We start from the raw sequence: 16,974 nt of genomic DNA, 5'->3' as shown, positions 1-16,974 counted from the left end.
TTACATCGAGTGCTTCTACAACCCGACGCGTCGGCATTCGACGCTCGGATATCTCAGTCCCGTACAGTTCGAGCAAGCTCAAGAAGCTTAGGTCGGTGTCAACGAGACCGGCAGCAGCCCATGCCGTGGTCGCGCATGTAAAGCTGCAACTTGTCCGCTGTGGCGACAAATTCGTATTCGACATCCTTTGCTTCGGCAACAGCGCCTCCGTGCATGGGCTTTGCATCGTGACCATGGTTGTCAGCCGCGATGGCCGTGCTTGAGATCGATACCGCCAGGGCGAGAATGAGTTGAGAGATTTTCATTAATGTTCCTTCGGAGCAAGGTTTAAGGAGATGAAAGGTCCCGCTGATCGCGGGACCTTTCACAACTACACGGGAGCGGTCACGTCCGGCGGGTGCGAGGGCTCGGCCGAAACGTCCTCATCTTTCTCATCGGGCCTGTGGGCCAGACGGTAGAGAATTGGCAACACGAGCAGCGTGAGCAGTGTGGAAGAGAGAATTCCGCCAATCACCACCGTCGCCAAAGGACGCTGGACTTCGGCCCCGGTGCCGGTAGCGATGGCCATGGGAATGAAGCCCAGCGAGGCAACAAGTGCCGTCATGAGTACCGGCCGCAAGCGGGTCAAGGCGCCCTCGCGGATCGCGGCATCCAGCCCCATGCCTTCTTCCCTCAAGGTACGGATATAGGAAATCATCACCAGTCCGTTGAGCACCGCCACGCCGGAAAGCGCGATGAAGCCAACCGCAGCCGAAATGGACATTGGAATGTCGCGAAGCCAAAGCGCGAGGATGCCACCCGTCAAAGCGAATGGGATGCCGGTAAAGACCAGCAGACCATCCTTTGCGTTCCCAAACATCGCGAACAGCAGCACGAAGACCAGCAGCAGGGATACGGGCACAACGATCTGCAGGCGCTTCGTGGCCGATTGCAGGTTCTCGAAGGTTCCGCCCCAGCTTGTCCAGTAGCCCGTAGGGATCTTGATTTGCGCCAGGCCTTGCTCGGCCTCCGCTACAAAGGAACCCACATCGCGTCCCCGCACGTTGGTGCTCACCACGATACGTCGTTTGCCGTTCTCGCGGCTGACCTGGTTGGGGCCGGGCGCAAGTTCGAATGTGGCGACTTCACCCAGTGGGATGAAATTCGTCCTGGCTTCCGTCCCGCTCACAGAACGTGGCAGCGGTATGGGCAGCCGTTTCATGCCTTCCAGGTCGTTGCGCAAGGCCTCGGGGAGACGAACAAGGATGTCGAATCGACGATCTCCCTCGAACATCGTGCCAGCCTCGCGCCCGCCGATGGCTGTGGCCACGGTATCCTGGATGTCAGCAACGTTCAGTCCATAGCGCGCGGCCTTCTGACGGTCGATGTTCACCGTCAGCATCGGAAGGCCCGTCGTTTGCTCGACCTTCACCTCGGATGAGCCCTGGATCTTCTGCAGCATTGCAGACACTTCTTCAGCGGACTTGTTCAGCACATCCATGTCGTCGCCGAAGATTTTTACCGCCACGTCACTTCGCACCCCCGAGATCAGCTCGTTGAAGCGCAGCTGAATGGGTTGAGAGAACTCATAGTTGTTGCCGGGAATTTTCCCAAGAACCTCCTGAATCGCAGCAAGCAGTTCGTCCCGGGTCTTGCGCGGCTCAGGCCATTCGTCCATCGGCTTGAGCATGATGTACCCGTCCGAGATATTCGGCGGCATGGGATCCGAGGCAATTTCTGCCGTGCCGGTTCTGGCGAAGATGCGTTCGATCTCGGGGAACTTCGCTTTCAGGGTCTTTTCGATCTGCTGCTGCATCGCAACCGATTGGGAAAGGCTGGTGCCCGGAATGCGCAGCGCCTGGATCGCGAAGTCGCCTTCATTGAGGTTGGGCACAAATTCACTGCCCATGCGCGTGGCGATCAACCCGCACAAGATCACGGCAACTGCTGCAATGGTCAGTACAACCGCCTTGGCGGCCATGACGCGGTCGAGCAGCGGGGCGTAGAGGCGCTTGGCATGGCCCAGCAGGAAGTTCTCCTTCTCGCTGACCCGATTGCCGATGAAGAGGGCCACGGCTGCCGGAATGAAGGTCACCGACAAGATCATTGCCCCCACCAAGGCGGCGACAACAGTGAATGCCATCGGGTGAAACATCTTTCCCTCAACGCCCGTGAGCGCGAAGATGGGCAGATACACCACCATGATGATCAACTGTCCGAACAGCAAGGGACGGCGCGACTCCTGGGATGCCAGGAACACTTCATGGAAGCGCTCCGCTCGCGTCAGCGGTCGACCGTGATGCGCCTGCGCATGGGCAAGACGCCGCACGCAGTTCTCCACGATCACGACCGCTCCATCAATGATGATGCCGAAGTCCAGGGCTCCCAGGCTCATCAGGTTGGCACTTACCTTGTACTGGACCATGCCCGTGAATGTGAAGAGCATCGACAAGGGAATGACCATTGCCGTGATGATCGCTGCGCGGATGTTCCCCAGGAACAGAAACAGGATCACGATCACGAGAACCGCACCTTCCAGCAGGTTCTTCTTCACGGTACTGATGGCCTTGTCGACGAGCACCGTACGGTCGTAGACCGTCACCGCATGCACTCCCTCAGGAAGGCTCTTGTTGACCTCGACCATCTTCTTGCTCACGGCCTGCGAGACGGTCCGGCTGTTTTCGCCGATCAGCATGAACACGGTACCGAGAACCACTTCTCGCCCGTTGTCCGTTGCGGCGCCAGTTCGCAGCTCCCGACCAATCCCCACTTCAGCCACGTCCCGGATGCGCACGGGCACGCCGTTGGCACTGCTGAGGATCACGTTGCCGATGTCTTCCAAGGACTTCACCTGCCCTGGTGCTCGAATGAGGTACTGTTCGCCGCGCTTTTCTATGTAGCCCGCGCCCACGTTACCGTTATTGCGGTCCAGAGCAGTGACCACATCCTGCAGCGTCACGCCCAGTGAAGCCAGGCGCTCGGGAATTGGCGCTATCTGATACTCCTTGGCGAAGCCACCAATGGAATTAATTTCCGTCACGCCCGGAACGTTTCGCAATTGCGGCTTGATGATCCAATCCTGGATCTCTCGCAGATCCGTAGCGGTGTAGGGACTCCCATCAGGTTTCTTCGCGCCGTCTTTTGTTTCTACTGTCCAGAGATAGATTTCCCCCAGCCCGGTGGATATTGGCCCCAGGGCCGGTGTGATGCCTACGGGCAGTTTGTCCCGCGCCTCCTGGATACGCTCGTTGACTAGCTGGCGAGCAAAATAGATGTCGGTGCCGTCCTTGAAAATGACGGTTACCTGCGACAGTCCATACCGTGAAAGCGACCTGGTTTGTTCCAGGTTCGGCAGGCCGGCCATGACCGTCTCGATGGGGTACGTGACCCGCTGCTCCGTTTCCAGCGGCGAGTAACCCGGTGCCTGCGTGTTGATCTGAACCTGTACGTTTGTGATGTCGGGGACAGCGTCGATGGGCAGCTTTTGATAGCTGAAAACGCCGAGCGCAGCCATGGCAAGGGCCGCAAGTAGCACCAACCATCGTTGTTCGATTGAAAATCGAATGAGTTTTTCAAACATGTATGGGCTCCGTGATTAGTGCGTGTGTTCGGCAGATCCCTTGCCGAGCTCGGATTTCACGACGAAGCTCCCCGATGAGGCGTAGGGCATTCCGGCCTTGAGGCCTTGAAGGACCTCGATCCGCTTGCCGTCGCTGCGCCCCAGCTTCACTGGCTGGGTAATGAAGCCATCGTTGACCTTGAGGAAGACAACGGGCTTGTCTCCAACGTTCTGCACGGCGTCAGCCGAGATCGTCACGGGCGCCGCCGTTTCTTCGGACACAACTTCGACGTTCACGAACAGGCCGGGACGCCAGGCGCCCTTGGGATTTTCAAGAACCACGCGGGCTTTTGCTGTGCGGGTTTGCTCGCCGATCAGTGCCCCCACAAATGCGACGGTGCCAGTGGCGGATGCGTCAAACGCCGTCGCTTTGATGGTGACTTTTTCGCCCACCCGCACCGATGGCAGATCCTTTGCCGGGACGTTGATCTCCGCCCATACTTGGTTGAGGTCCGAGATGGTGAACACGGCTGCATCTTCCTTCACGGCCTCGCCGAGACTCAGGTGCTTTTCGATGACGATGCCGTCAAAGGGGGCACGCAGTTCGATGCGATTCAAGCCGGACACTGACGAGGTGGACAGACCCAGCGCACTCAGTTTCTGATTGGCGTTGGCCATAGCCACCTCTGCTTCGCTCAATGCCTGCTTGGCCTGCAGGTAGTCCTGTTCAGCCGATACCTTTTGCTCCCACAGCTTCTTCTCACGCTCGTAGGTGGTCTTGGCCAGTGCCAGGCGCTTCTGAGTGGTCTGCAGTTCGCTGCGTTGCTCAGAGGCGGTCGGACTTGCAATGGCGGCCAGCACCTGCCCCTTCTTGACGACCTGGCCAAGGTTGGCGCTGACACTTTCCACCACTCCCGCAAGACGGGGGACCACGTGCGAGGTGCGGTCTTCGTTCAGCCGGATCTCCCCGGGCAACAGCAATGCCGTCTTGATGTTCGCGGCGGACGCGGTGTCCACGCTGATCGATGCGGCCTTGATCTGGGCGTCGGTCAGTTCAATCTTCCCTTCTTCTTTGCTCATCACAAACATGAAGGGTTCGGTGGCTGTCTGCGCAATGATCTCGATCTCGAACGCGTGGGGTTCCGCCACGATCTCGCGGCTGACCAAGCCGTCTTTCTCCTGGGCGAAAGTCAGCTTCTGCTTTTCGTCAGTCGGGCGGGTCACCGTTGCTGTGACCGTTGCCGCATTCAGGGGCAGAGCTTTGTTTTTGTCGAACAGCCAGATGCGCAGCCGAGGCTCGCCGCCGTCCTCTGAAAGCAGTGCCTCCAAGCTGAAATCCCCTTCTTTGAAGACGGTGCCGCCATGGGCGCCCTTTGCTTCGCTCTTTTCGTGGTGTTCGCCGTCCGCATGGCCCTTGTCATCGTCGTGGCCATTTTCCCCGCCCTTGCCATGGTGCTCACCATCACCGTGCCCCTTGGCCTCGGTGTGGCCGCCGTGGCCATGGCCATCTCCCTCTACGGCCGCGGCTTTGGGCTTGCCGCCGCCCTGCAAGATGTAGGTTCCCACCCCGCCCCCCAATGCGAGGACGACGGCAATAGCGATCACGTGCTTTTTGCTGATGGTGGATTTGCTGGTGTTCATAGTCATTCTCAGTTCTGCGGTGCGGTTAAGCGGGAATCGTGGGGGCCGCCGAGCAGGCGATCAACATCGGCCGCTGCGCGATGAGCCTCGCCAAGTGCTTTGAGATACTGGGACTTGGCGGTGAAGTAGGTGCGCTGCGCATCGAGCACCTCCAGGAAATTGAACTTGCCGTTCTCAAAGCCAATGGTGGCCGCGTCATAAGCTGACTTTGCCCCCGGAAGCACGTCCTGCTGCAGAGATTGGATCTCTGCAGCGATCGTCGCAAGTCGCTCCCGGGCCTGCGCCACTTCGCTATGCAGGCGCACGGTGGCCCCCTGCAACTCGTCACGCGCTTTGTCCTCAAGCTTTAGTGCTTCGAGGAGGTTGCCCTGGTTGCGGTCGAAGACGGGGAGAGGCACAGAGACACCGAAAAGAAGAACGTTTCGCTGCGTCTCGTTGCTGCGCTGCATGCCAACACTGACGGTGACATCAGGCACCCGCTTGCTTTGTTCCAGGTCGGTCAATGCCTTACGCCGATCCACCTCGATTCTCGCCAGGACAACGGCTGGCGAAGAAGAAATGAGAGGCTGAAGATCGGCGAGGTTCGGTACAGGGGGGAGGTTTCCAGCCTTTCCCTCTAGGACCGTGAAAGGCACGTCGATCTTTCCCAATAGCGCAAATAGACGGGACAGGGCGTTGCGTTCTTCACTCGCAGCCTGGGCGAGCTCAACACGAACACCGGCCTCCGCAACCCTGGCCTTGGACTCTTCGACGGGAGACACCTTGCCGGCGGCCACCCGCTTGGCGACGGTATCGGTGGAAGACTTAGCCAGCGCGACGCTGTCCCGGGCGAGCACCAAGCGCTCTTGCGCCGTCAGCACATCGAAATAGGCGGCAGCCACGTTGGCTCGCACGGTTGCCTTCAGCTCCGTGAGCTGGGCTTGCGCCTGCTCGCGGGATTTTTCCGCTGCCTTGGTGCGCGCGGCACGCTTGCCCCCCAATTCCACGGGGAGGTTGAGCTGCCAACTTTGCGTGCGCGTTTTGGAGCGTGCGTCTTCCAGCGAGTAGGCGAGCTCTGGATTGGGGCGTGCGCGCCCTTGCAGAACTTGCCCCTCGGTTGCCTCCAGCTGGCGCGTCGCCGCTGCTACCTCAGGATTTCCCGCCAAAGCCAATTCAATTGCCCTGGCCAAAGACAGTGGCGTAGTTGGTGCTGTTGCGGCAGTCAGAGGTGCTTCCTCGCCGCCGATAGGGCGTTGCGACACACCCTGCGAAAAGGCGCTGCTGGAAGCGGCCAGCAATATGGCCGCCGCACTAGCTGCGAGCCTGATTTTCTTGCGGCCGCGCCATGCGTGCGGCTTTTCTTGAAGGTAAATACCCTTGAACATCCGATTCTCCAGTGGTTTGAAAACACGAAGGAATCGGCGGGGTGGCAACCGTGCAGCTGCCTGGCAACTCGTCACTCATCACAGCCGCGACACGCGCAACTACATCCGCCTGTGGGGGCGGACACGAATGACTGAAGGAAGGAGAGATGCCCCGCCGATTAGGCGAGGACGGACCACTGAGGGCGGTCAGGGGGAGTGGGCGTTACACAAGCCAACCGCTCGTTGGGCTGGGCACCCACACTACTGTCGTGAGTGACGCCTTGCTTGGCATAGGACAAGTCGAGGGCGCCGACGCCGACGCCATGGCAAACCGAGCAATCGGCATCCAACTGGTTGGCGTTTTGCCCGTTCTTATCTGCGTGGTCGACCACGCTTTTGGCCTCATGCTTGTGCTCATGATGCCCCACGTGTTGTGTCTGAGTCGTAACGCGTTCATGCATGCAATAGGTAGCAACCGCAGACCAGCTGAACTGGAACGGTAGCAATGCAAGCATAAAAACAGCTATCAAGCGGTACATTTTTTGAGTCTAGCACGCGGCAATGAAATCCCGGATATGGGGCACGGGTAGAAGCTGGATAGAGGCTATCGGCTCAAGAGTCAGCCGCCCGTGCCGTACAGTTCCTGAATACGCTGTTTTTCAGCGGCAGACATGCTCAGGTATTCCTGTTGCACCTGCTCACGGGTCTTGGAGGGGCTCATTGCCTTGACAGGCAGAGCACCACCGCGCGCGATGATCGCCAGTGTGCCGTCCTTACGGGCGACGGTCACCGCCTGAAGAGCGTCGGCACGGGAGATCGCGCTCTGGAAATGGTCGGGATGGGTGGTAAATCCCACTTCGCCATCTGCGGGGTGATACAGCGAGGATGCAGACGCCAAACCTGGAGCCCCGATGGCAAGGGCGATCAGGGAAAGCGCGAGGGGTTTGCGAACAATCATGGTTTTTTCTCTGGGTTCAGGTAAGCCCTTGGCGATTTGCCTAGGCGATGCCTTGCGACACGAGATGAACTTTAGAAAGCGAACCGCGACAAGACACCAACAGCCAGATGACAAATTCGTAATATTTGAATACCCCGCATGCTTCGAAAATGGCGTCATGAAAATTTTGCTCATTGAAGACGAAGTCAAGCTTGCCGAGTACCTGCGCAAGGGACTAGGAGAGGTCGGCTACGTGGTAGACATGGCCCACAACGGCGTGGATGGGCTACACATGGCCCTCGAAGGCGGGTACGACCTGCTGGTGCTGGACGCGATGCTCCCAGGGATCGACGGTTTCAGCCTCCTCACCGCTTTTCGCAAATCCAGGCAGACACCTGTCTTGATGCTGACAGCGCGGGTCAGCGTCGAGGACCGGGTGCTGGGACTGCAGACAGGTGCTGACGACTATCTGGTTAAGCCCTTCGCGTTTTCCGAACTGAACGCACGCATCCAGGTGCTCCTGAGGCGCACGCATGGCACACGGGATGCGGCAGAGCCCACGCAACTGCGCCTTGCCGATCTCGACGTGGACTTGGTGCGGCGCAAGGCGTTCCGCAGCGGTCAGAAGTTGGAGCTGACCGCCAAGGAGTTCCAGCTTCTGACGCTGTTCCTGCGAAGAAACGGCGAGGTACTGTCGCGCACCGAGATTGCCGAGCAGGTGTGGGACATGAATTTCGACAGCAACACCAACGTGGTGGAGGTCGCCATCCGGCGCTTGCGCAACAAGATCGACGCGCCCTTCGAGAAGGCACTGCTTCACACCGTTCGGGGTATGGGTTACATCATGGAAGAGCGCAAGGAATGAATGCACTGATCCAATATCGCTCACTGCGCCAGCGGCTGTCGTGGTGGCTGGCGCTGCAAAGCTTTGCCGGCCTCGGGTTGGTCTGTCTGGCTGTGTATCTGGTGACCGAGTTCAATTTCCGTGATCGGCAAGAGGACACGCTGGCCCAAAAAGAGAATGTCATTCGACACCTGTTGGCGGACGGTAAAGAGCACGGGAAGTCAGAAGACCTCGCGCACAAGCTCGACGATTTCCTGGTGGGGCACGGAGATCTGTCGCTTGAAGTGACTCGGGGCGACGGGGCCGTGCTCTACGCACACACCCGCAACCAGAATGCGAAGACGGTGTGGCGTCAACGGCAGTTCGAGGTTGCACAGACTGCGGGCCAGCCCCCCTCCAAGGTTTTGCGCGTCCGGTTATCGTTGGACATCCAAACGGACAACCAGCTGCTGCACCGGCTTGCACTTACCTTGCTGGTGGCAGCCATCGGAGGGGCCATCGTGGTTTCGCTGGGTGGCTTCTCCCTGGTCAACCTGGGCCTGGCGCCCGTTCGAAGACTGGTCAGCCAGACGCGTGCGTTGTCGGCGGACAACCTGCACCACCGGCTCGACGGCGCAGAACAACCCCTTGAACTCGTGCCCCTAATCGACCAGTTCAATGCGCTCCTGGAACGCATCGAAAAGGCCTACTCACAGATGGAGGGCTTCAATGCCGACGTAGCTCACGAGTTGTGCACGCCACTGGCCACGCTCATTGCCAACAATGAGCTGGCGCTAAGGCGCCCTGAACAGGCGGATATGCGGGAGGTCCTCGCCTCAAATCTGGAGGAACTGCATCGCCTGACCGGCATCGTCAACGATATGCTGTTCCTATCGCAAGCTGATCGGGGTGTAGGCGCGCGTCGCGTTCCCGTTGCGAGCCTTGCATCGATGGCTGCAGACGTGTTGGACTACCACGAGGCGGCGCTGGCCGAGGCCGACCTCACCGCCAAGGTGGTGGGCGATGCCCATGGCGCCTTTGACGTGCCGCTGTTGCGCCGAGCACTGTCCAACCTGCTGGGCAACGCCACCCGATACGCAAAAAATGGTTCGATCGTCCAAGTCACCTTCAAGCCCTCTGATGGAGGCCGCGTGTTGCTCAGCGTCACTAACTGCGGAGATACCATCGATCCAGAAATACTTCCGCACCTGTTTGATCGATTCTTCCGCGGCGATCCTGCTCGCAGCCATGGGCAAAGCAACCATGGCCTCGGCTTGGCCATCGTTGGCGCGATCGCTCGCATGCACCAGGGTGAGCCGGTTGCATGGTCAGAAAACGGGGTGACGATTGTCGGGATGAAAATCCGCGCTCTGTAAGGGGCTCTGTTGCCGGTGATCCTACTTACGCATCCATGATGCGTTCGTGTTTTCGGGTTGGATTTTCTGCAATTGACCGAAGCGACTCCATCGCACTTACTCCCATGCAGGATATTTTCCCATGTCTTCATGGTCTGACCTTGTCACCGCGATAAGGTCAAAAACAGCAAAAGATGACAGAAAAGTCATCGTGCTGTCCGCGTTCTGTTGGGTCAGGGTTTCTACGATGAAAACATCTCATCATCGCCTGGCAAAGGCATGGGAGATGCAAAATTTACTGACTTCTATAAGGACCTTAGCCATGACTCAACGTCGCCTCTCCCTTTCTTCCATGATCGCAGCAGTGGCAGCAGTGGTCACTCTGGGTCTTCCAGGGATGGCTTCGGCAGCGTACGAGCATCCTGCCAACAATGAACAGGGCATCATCGTTCACCCGGAACACTGGAAGAGCGATAAGACGCGAGAGCAGGTTATCGCGGAAACCAAGGCTGCCATGCAGCAAGGACTCCTGTCTTATGGCGAGAGCAACTACCCAATGCCTGTGCCTGCTGTGGGCCCAGGGAAAACTCGTCAGGAAGTGATCAACGAAATGCTGAACGAGTCACCTGCCGAACGCGACGCGCGTCAGCGTCTCTACTATCCGGGTTGATCGCCCCCAGTTGCGGTTCCAGCGGATTATGCTGAAGCCAGCCTTTGAGATCTCTGGCGTCGGCCTGACTAACCTCGGGAAAGCCCAGGCCGCCGCCCAATTTCCCATGCCACCCCACTGCCGCGCACCGTCGCGGCAACCTGCTTTCCCAACGGCTGCTCGATTACCGGCTTCCACGGTACCAGGCTAAATCCCAGGCCGTCATTGAGCATGGCGTAGCGCCCGCTGGCGAGCATCACGCTTCGCCGGTAGATGCCCGCTACGCGCTCCCTATCGGGGAGAGGCCGATGCTCCAGCCCGGTTTCAGCGGCAATGTCTTCGCGGCATGCGACAGCTCGCGGTTGCGCAGCGTCGCCAGACGATTGCGCGTCAGGATGATGCGCTGGCCGCGCCGCTCGGTCAGGCCCTGGTCGGCCAGGAAGTCGGCGCGTTTCTGTAGTACCTCCTTGGCCGCGCTGCCAAACCCTAGTTAGCTCAACTCTTTACCGCCGCCGATCAACTGCTGGTCCAGCCAGGCGGCCCCAATCACGCGCGCCTGCCGCTCAATGGGCAGGTGCGTCATCTCCACGGCCACGTCGATCGACAAAGCCTTGAGTCGGTGCGCGCGTTCCCTGCGCCTCTTCCTTCTTGTGATCCGATGCTATTGAAAACCCTGTAGCGGGTGCAGAGTCAAGTTCACAGGTTTTACAGTGACCGAGACATGCGTATAGCCCGACGATGAGGCAGCCAGCTGCCCGCGAAGTTCAGCTCATTGGGTCTGCACAAACACGCACCTTGCGCGCTGCTACAGATGACAAATTTGTCATCCAGATGATCGCGATCTGTTGGTTACGGATCGCTAGAGTCCTTCATGTCGCCCCAAGGCGTCACTGCGCCGGCATCGGCGGCGCGGTCATCATCAAGAAGGAGCTCTACATGCGTTCGACTCGTCTCATCCAGGTGGCCATTATTTTCGGCATGGCCTCTGCGTCTGCCATGGCAGCTGACACGTTTGCCAACGGTCAATCGTTTTACGGTCAACCCGCTCAGCAGGCCGACAAAGCCCGCGTCGTGGATGTCTCAACCGCCCGGCACCTGAACGTTGCCTACGGTGATACGGTCACGTTCCGCAGCGAAGGCAAGGAGTTCTCGTGGACGTTCAACGGGCTCGATCGCCGGCCCGTGGACCTGGCAAAGATCGCGCCAGCCGGATTCACGGGCAAGTCGCTCAACGTGTATGTCGCGCAAAACCCGCTGAACCGGCACTAAGGGGTCACGCGCCGCGCCTGAGGGTTGCTGTCAAGCAGGGAGGGGCATCATTGGATATCTTTGGTCGCCACGTCGTACAGCAGCGGCACGAAAAAATCGGACTGTGCATCACCCTCGGGCGGCCGGCGCGCGTCAAGGTAGGGTTGGTAAGTCAGTGCTTGACGCCGCGCTGTTTGGTACCGGTACCGATTTCGCGATGCACTCCAGGCAGATGCGACTCGATGGGTGGGGCTGGTGGGATGTGGTTGTGTTGACGCGCGGCAATTACCAGACCGCCCAAGATGCCGCAGTCCCCGGCCAAATGACCAGATGAACACTGCCGCTGCAAACTGCGCAACTCTGCTTCCAGCGCCTGAAGTTCTCGAATACGGTCAACCACGTGCCCGATATGTGCCTGCAGCAGCGCGTCCACCGCGCCGCAGTTCTCACCGGGCGCGTCTTTGAAATGCAGCAGCACGCGGATCTCATCGAGTGTCATGTCCAGGCTGCGACAGTGCCGGATGAAGGCCAGACGCTCGACGTGGCTACCGTCGTACACCCTGTAGTTGCTTTCCGTGCGCTTTGCTGTCGGCAGCAGTTGCACCCGCTCGTAGTAGCGGATGGTTTCTGTCTGCGTGCCGGTGGCCTTGGCCAGTTCGCCAATTTTCATTGCTCCGCTTTCAAAAATGAGCTTGCTGTAGAACGCCGCACGATGCATTTCTGTGCTACCACTTGACTTTAAAGTCACTATAGGGTTTCCAATTAGGCCATGAAACCAGAAACCAGCACCTCCACAAGCGTTGACTCCTGCTGTTCCGCAGGTCGTTCAAGTCCTGCCACGCCTGGCAATGTGACCGCCAGCGTTTCTGGCCAGGCCAGGCTTTTCAAAATCGCGACCATGGACTGCAGCGCCGAGGAGGCGGAAATCCGCCGGGCGCTGGAGCCACTGGAAGGTATCCGCTCTTTGGGATTTCAGCTTGGTGCGCGCACGCTGAAGATCGATGCGCAAGAAAGTGCGTATCCCTTGGCCCTGGAGGCGATCCGCAAAGCGGGATTCGATCCCCAGCCCGTGGCCACGGCATCAGCCCCCCAAATCAGCCAGGGCAAGCTTTTCAAAATCGCGACCATGGACTGCAGCGCAGAGGAGGCGGAAATCCGTCGGGCGCTGGAGCCACTGGAAGGTATCCGCTCTTTGGGATTTCAGCTTGGTGCGCGCACGCTGAAGATCGATGCGCAAGAAAGTGCGTATCCCTTGGCCCTGGAGGCGATCCGCAAAGCGGGCTTCGATCCGCAGCCAGTGGCAGACGCGGGCGAAGCCAAGGGGGGACACGTGGTTGGATCCGCCGAAGGCGACGACCATGGACATGGTTTTGCAGGCGGCATCTCACGTTTGGTTGCCGCACTCGTGTTCGCCACGGGGGCTGAGGTTCTCGCGTTCTTCGCGCCAGACCAGATGGCTTGGAAAGTGGCCGGCATGGCGATTGCCGCTCTGGCTATCTGGCTGGCCGGCATCGACACCTACAAAAAAGGCATTGCGGCGCTGCTGCGCGGCAGGCTGAACATCAATGCGCTGATGTCGGTGGCCGTCACCGGCGCATTCCTCATTGGTCAGTGGCCAGAAGCCGCGATGGTGATGGCTCTGTACGCGATTGCGGAGCTCATCGAAGCCAAGGCAGTGGACCGGGCCCGAAACGCTATCAAGGGCTTGCTGGAACTGGCGCCCGAAGAGGCTTTGGTACTGGGCACCAACGGAGCATGGACCGCTACACCGGTGGCCTCGGTGGCCATTGGAGCGACCGTGCGCATCAAGCCTGGCGAACGCGTGCCGCTGGATGGTATGGTGACCAAGGGCAACGGCGCCATCAACCAGGCCCCTGTGACTGGCGAGAGCATCCCCGTGGACAAGGCACCTGGAGACCAGGTGTTCGCCGGCACGATCAACGAGACCGGTGAACTGGAGTTCGAGGTTACGGCCTTGTCGAGCAATACCACCTTGGCCAGAATCATTCAAGCCGTTGAGCAGGCACAAGGCACGCGCGCACCGACACAGCGCTTTGTCGATCGGTTCGCCGCGATCTACACGCCTGCGGTCTTCGCCATTGCGGTGGCGGTGGCAGTTCTCACACCGTTCCTGATGGGACTGACCTGGCTGGAAGCGCTCTACAAGGCCCTTGTCCTGCTGGTGATTGCCTGCCCATGTGCCTTGGTCATTTCCACGCCTGTGACGGTGGTAAGCGGACTGGCGGCCGGCGCTCGCCGAGGCATCCTGATCAAGGGCGGAACCTACTTGGAAGACGCGCGGCTCCTGAAGGCGGTGGCGCTGGACAAGACGGGCACCATCACCGAAGGTAAACCCAAGCTGGTGCAGTGGCACGTCTGGGGCGCTGGCGATGAAGCTGCAGCCCAACAGATGGCCGCCAGCCTGGCTGGCAGATCCGATCACCCGGTGTCCAAGGCGATCATCCAGGGTCTGGAAGTACCAGGCCCGGAGGCCGAAAACTTCAAGGCCTTGCCGGGGCGCGGTGTCGAAGGCGTGGTCAATGGAGTACGCCTCGTGCTGGGCAATCACCGACTGATCCATGAACGGGGACTGTGCACCCCTGAACTGGAGGCGGAACTCGCCATCCATGAAAAGCAAGGCCGCACGGTCACCCTCCTGGCTGACGATTCGTGCGTCCTGGCCTTGTTTGCTGTTGCAGACACCATTCGGGAGACATCAAAGCAAGCCATCGTCGATCTCAAGGCGCTGGGAGTGACCTCGGTGATGCTGACCGGCGACAACACAGCCACGGCCAAGGCAATCGCGGCGCAGGCGGGGATCGATGACGCCCGCGGCGACCTGCTGCCCGAAGCCAAGCTCGACGCCATCAAGGAGATGCAAAAGCGCTACGGCGCCACCGGCATGACCGGGGACGGCATTAACGATGCACCGGCATTGGCCCAGGCTGATATCGGTTTTGCCATGGGCGGCGCTGGTACCGACACCGCCATGGAAGCGGCCGACGTGGTCATCATGAACGACAACCTGCAGCGCGTCGCCGAGACTGTGCGGCTATCCAAGCGCACGCATGCCGTGCTCTGGCAGAACATCACCTTGGCTCTGGGCATCAAGAGCGTGTTCCTGGTGATGGCGGTCGTTGGCACGGCGACCATGTGGATGGCGGTTTTCGCGGACATGGGTGCGAGCTTACTGGTAGTGGGCAACGGGCTTAGGCTGCTTCGCGGGACACTGGATCCAGCCTCCAAGCTCAACCGCTCAGAACCCAAGGAGCATGCCCATTCCCACTAGTGTGTCCGCGCCGAAGTAGAACTGAGCCACCGGCTCAGTTTCCGGTCGGCCATTGACAAAGAAGGTGGGCGTCTTGGTGACCTGCAGTGCGGTGAGGTCTTCGATGTCTTGCTGCACTAAGGACTGCATGCCAGGTGGCTTGTAAGCGCAAAAAATGGCGTTAGGGATGGTGTGTTGGCGGCTCGGTATCCTCCGGATAAAGCTCCTCCACAATGTCCGCCGCTTCCTCCGGCGCATCTTCAAAGCTGCCGTTAGCATAGCCCAGACGTGCAGCCTCATCCAAAGCGCTCTGCGCAAATCCTGCAGACTGGCGCTGTGCAGCCAGCGCCTTGGCTTGGCCGATGGCCTCGTTCAAGCTCAGGCCGGTGCGCACCACCAGGTCGGCGTAGTAGATGGCCGCACGGTGCGACTGTGTGGTGGATTTGCCCCGCAGCCGCATTTCTAGAGGCATGGCGGCCAGGTGGCCGCCTGAGACTGCAGCAAAGTAGCGCAGGCGTGCAACGAGCGTACGAATGCTGTTGAAGCCCGTGGTACGAAACACAAAGCTGCCCAATTCATCGCTGTCACCGATGCTGACGTTCAGCCGCCCATAAGGCTTGCAGTTACCCAGCCCAAAACGACAGCTATCAGGACCGGGACATTCCATCGTCTCCAGCCCTTGATCCGTGACGCGCTTGCTGCTCTCCCCGTCACCCACGCAGACAGGACGCGCTGTGCTGCGGTCAAACATGCAGTAGTTGGCTCGCAGGTTTAGATCAGGGTCATTGAACAAGACGCGCACGGGAATGCTGCGCAGCTTCCGTCGTGGAGAGCTAGTTTCTGCAGGCGCTTGACCTGCAACCCCCATCTTGTCTTTGAGCGTGCGCTTGGCACTGCGTGCGGGAATACTTTCACTTTGACTGTCGGAAGGCTCAGCGCCTTCCTTTATGCCGCCAACGGTGAAGGCATCTGGTTGGCTTTGGCGCAAAGCCTCATCCAACGGGTGTAGCACCCATTGTCCGCGCTGCTGGACTTGGGTGGTGATGGTGAATTCATCGTCTTTCTCTGGCAGGCGCTTGCCATTCTTTTCCACGACTTTGCCAATAGAAATTCGGCCAATGACGGGCGGGGTAATCATCAAACCTTTGATCATGTTTTGCTCCAAAAAAAGAAAGCTCCCGGTGGCATGGGCCACAGGGAGCGAGAGGGGGATGGATGTGGGAAGGATGGTCAGCTCAAGCTGGATACACGCAAAACCGCCGAGATCCAGGCCGTGTGGTGAGGTAGGCTTTGGACAGCTCGGGATGGTCTTTGACGAACTGCGCTGTATCGAACGCTTGTCCATCCTTGCTGCGGCGCCAGGTGACACTGCCACCACAGGCAAACGTGGCTTTGCCTGCTTCGCCCATGTGGATCTGAATGGCCTGGCGCAGGCGTGCTTCCTTCTTCTGTGCGGCATCGAGCTGCTCACGGGCCAGCAACAGAGCTTCAAACGTGGCATTGAGTTGTGGGTCCTCACTCATATCCACGTCTTCACCTACGCTGTTCGGATAGAGGCAACGCAATGCTTTTTCTGCACTGTCAGAGCCATCTCCGGCTGGAGGTGTGTTGCTTTCCACCAGATGCCAGAAGGCATGCTCCATCTCAATCAGGCGGGCAATTAAGGCCGAGGGTGTGCAGAATTTTGTGTAAACGGCCAATCAACAGCCGGCGCAAGCCGGCCTGTCCGTAAACACTATGAACACCAAGAAACACGACGTACCCGAAGAACTGCTGTCTGGCCTGATGGCCAACTACAAGAGGCCCGAAGACCTCATCGGCGAGAACGGCCTGCTCAAACAGTTGACCAAGCTACTGGTCGAGCGAGTCCTGGACGCCGAATTGACCGAACACTTGGGCCACGAACGCAACGAAGCAGTGTCCAACCCCGTTGGCAACACCCGCAACGGCAAGAGCAGGAAGACCCTCAAGGGCGATTTCGGTGAATTGCCCATCGAGGTACCTCGCGACCGGCACGGCAGCTTCGAGCCTCAGCTCATCCCCAAGCACCGGACCCGCTGGGCCGGCTTTGACGACAAAATCATCTCGCTGTACGCCCGTGGCATGACGGTGCGCGAGATACAGGCCCACCTCGAAGAGATGTACGGCACCGAAGTTTCGCCCAGTCTGATT

16 protein-coding genes and 2 pseudogenes are annotated in these 16,974 nt (G+C 59.5%); 7 read left to right on the top strand and 11 right to left on the bottom strand.

Translation table 11 applies throughout. From position 1 onward, the window contains the following. Positions 1 to 91 (top strand): IS3 family transposase (locus SJH88_RS15445; RefSeq protein WP_274755005.1); only part of this gene is annotated, 91 nt, incomplete at its 5' end. A 7-nt stretch (positions 92 to 98) separates the two neighbouring features. On the opposite strand, the gene SJH88_RS15440 is transcribed toward SJH88_RS15445, so the two are convergent. From SJH88_RS15440 to SJH88_RS15415, 6 genes are all read right to left on the bottom strand, one after another. After that, entirely contained in the window at positions 99 to 305 is a 207-nt protein-coding gene (locus tag SJH88_RS15440) for a hypothetical protein (protein ID WP_274755003.1), read from the bottom strand. 65 nt (positions 306 to 370) lie between these two features. Further along, positions 371 to 3,559 carry a CusA/CzcA family heavy metal efflux RND transporter gene (locus tag SJH88_RS15435; protein WP_043387450.1) on the bottom strand — a complete coding sequence of 1,063 codons (3,189 nt, stop codon included), beginning with the start codon at positions 3,557 to 3,559 and terminating at the stop codon, positions 371 to 373. A gap of 15 nt (positions 3,560 to 3,574) precedes the next feature. Then, positions 3,575 to 5,185, bottom strand: coding sequence for an efflux RND transporter periplasmic adaptor subunit (locus tag SJH88_RS15430; protein ID WP_274755002.1), 1,611 nt, complete (start codon positions 5,183 to 5,185; stop codon positions 3,575 to 3,577). A gap of 2 nt (positions 5,186 to 5,187) precedes the next feature. Then, positions 5,188 to 6,543, bottom strand: a complete 1,356-nt coding sequence (locus tag SJH88_RS15425; RefSeq protein WP_045267215.1) for a TolC family protein — start codon at positions 6,541 to 6,543, stop codon at positions 5,188 to 5,190. 158 nt (positions 6,544 to 6,701) lie between these two features. After that, complete coding sequence (czcI, locus tag SJH88_RS15420; protein ID WP_043387447.1) at positions 6,702 to 7,061, bottom strand: cation efflux protein, CzcI family; 360 nt, start codon at positions 7,059 to 7,061, stop codon at positions 6,702 to 6,704. Positions 7,062 to 7,141: 80 nt separating this feature from the next. Continuing rightward, positions 7,142 to 7,480, bottom strand: coding sequence for a DUF4148 domain-containing protein (locus SJH88_RS15415; RefSeq protein WP_274755001.1), 339 nt, complete (start codon positions 7,478 to 7,480; stop codon positions 7,142 to 7,144). A gap of 157 nt (positions 7,481 to 7,637) precedes the next feature. On the opposite strand from SJH88_RS15415, the gene SJH88_RS15410 reads away from it, so the two are divergent. From SJH88_RS15410 to SJH88_RS15400, 3 genes are all read left to right on the top strand, one after another. After that, positions 7,638 to 8,324 (top strand): heavy metal response regulator transcription factor, encoded by a 687-nt coding sequence (locus SJH88_RS15410; protein ID WP_274755000.1) that lies wholly within the window; start codon positions 7,638 to 7,640, stop codon positions 8,322 to 8,324. Next, positions 8,321 to 9,658, top strand: coding sequence for a heavy metal sensor histidine kinase (locus SJH88_RS15405; RefSeq protein ID WP_274754999.1), 1,338 nt, complete (start codon positions 8,321 to 8,323; stop codon positions 9,656 to 9,658). Before SJH88_RS15410 ends, SJH88_RS15405 begins: the two co-directional genes overlap by 4 nt. A gap of 301 nt (positions 9,659 to 9,959) precedes the next feature. Next, on the top strand, positions 9,960 to 10,307 hold the full coding sequence (locus SJH88_RS15400) for a DUF4148 domain-containing protein (RefSeq protein ID WP_274755004.1): 348 nt from the start codon (positions 9,960 to 9,962) through the stop codon (positions 10,305 to 10,307). 68 nt (positions 10,308 to 10,375) lie between these two features. Here SJH88_RS15400 and SJH88_RS15395 read toward each other — a convergent pair. Continuing rightward, positions 10,376 to 10,884, bottom strand: a pseudogene (locus SJH88_RS15395) (DUF3363 domain-containing protein); the annotation flags it as partial. A 197-nt stretch (positions 10,885 to 11,081) separates the two neighbouring features. On the opposite strand from SJH88_RS15395, the gene SJH88_RS15390 reads away from it, so the two are divergent. After that, positions 11,082 to 11,555: a CzcE family metal-binding protein gene (locus SJH88_RS15390; RefSeq protein WP_274754998.1), complete on the top strand. Its 474-nt coding sequence runs from the start codon at positions 11,082 to 11,084 to the stop codon at positions 11,553 to 11,555. A 151-nt stretch (positions 11,556 to 11,706) separates the two neighbouring features. Here the strand turns inward: SJH88_RS15390 and cadR are convergent, their stop codons facing one another. Beyond that, complete coding sequence (gene cadR, locus SJH88_RS15385) at positions 11,707 to 12,204, bottom strand: Cd(II)/Pb(II)-responsive transcriptional regulator (RefSeq protein WP_024815618.1); 498 nt, start codon at positions 12,202 to 12,204, stop codon at positions 11,707 to 11,709. 92 nt (positions 12,205 to 12,296) lie between these two features. Next, entirely contained in the window at positions 12,297 to 12,434 is a 138-nt protein-coding gene (locus SJH88_RS15380; protein WP_175502826.1) for a hypothetical protein, read from the bottom strand. On the opposite strand from SJH88_RS15380, the gene SJH88_RS15375 reads away from it, so the two are divergent. Continuing rightward, on the top strand, positions 12,433 to 14,823 hold the full coding sequence (locus tag SJH88_RS15375; protein WP_274754997.1) for a heavy metal translocating P-type ATPase: 2,391 nt from the start codon (positions 12,433 to 12,435) through the stop codon (positions 14,821 to 14,823). The genes SJH88_RS15380 and SJH88_RS15375 overlap by 2 nt on opposite strands. A 193-nt stretch (positions 14,824 to 15,016) precedes the next feature. On the opposite strand, the pseudogene SJH88_RS15370 reads toward SJH88_RS15375, so the two are convergent. Both SJH88_RS15370 and SJH88_RS15365 read right to left on the bottom strand, forming a co-directional pair. Further along, a pseudogene (locus tag SJH88_RS15370) lies at positions 15,017 to 15,955 on the bottom strand (recombination directionality factor); the annotation flags it as partial. 82 nt (positions 15,956 to 16,037) lie between these two features. Beyond that, positions 16,038 to 16,502, bottom strand: coding sequence for a hypothetical protein (locus SJH88_RS15365; protein WP_274754996.1), 465 nt, complete (start codon positions 16,500 to 16,502; stop codon positions 16,038 to 16,040). Positions 16,503 to 16,539: 37 nt separating this feature from the next. On the opposite strand from SJH88_RS15365, the gene SJH88_RS15360 reads away from it, so the two are divergent. Beyond that, positions 16,540 to 16,974 (top strand): transposase (locus SJH88_RS15360; RefSeq protein WP_274754995.1); only part of this gene is annotated, 435 nt, incomplete at its 3' end.

Origin of the sequence: Comamonas sp. GCA5, assembly GCF_036541385.1 — a bacterium.
Classification (GTDB): Bacteria; Pseudomonadota; Gammaproteobacteria; order Burkholderiales; family Burkholderiaceae_C; genus Comamonas; species Comamonas aquatica.
This window is presented reverse-complemented; position numbering and strand designations above follow the sequence as displayed.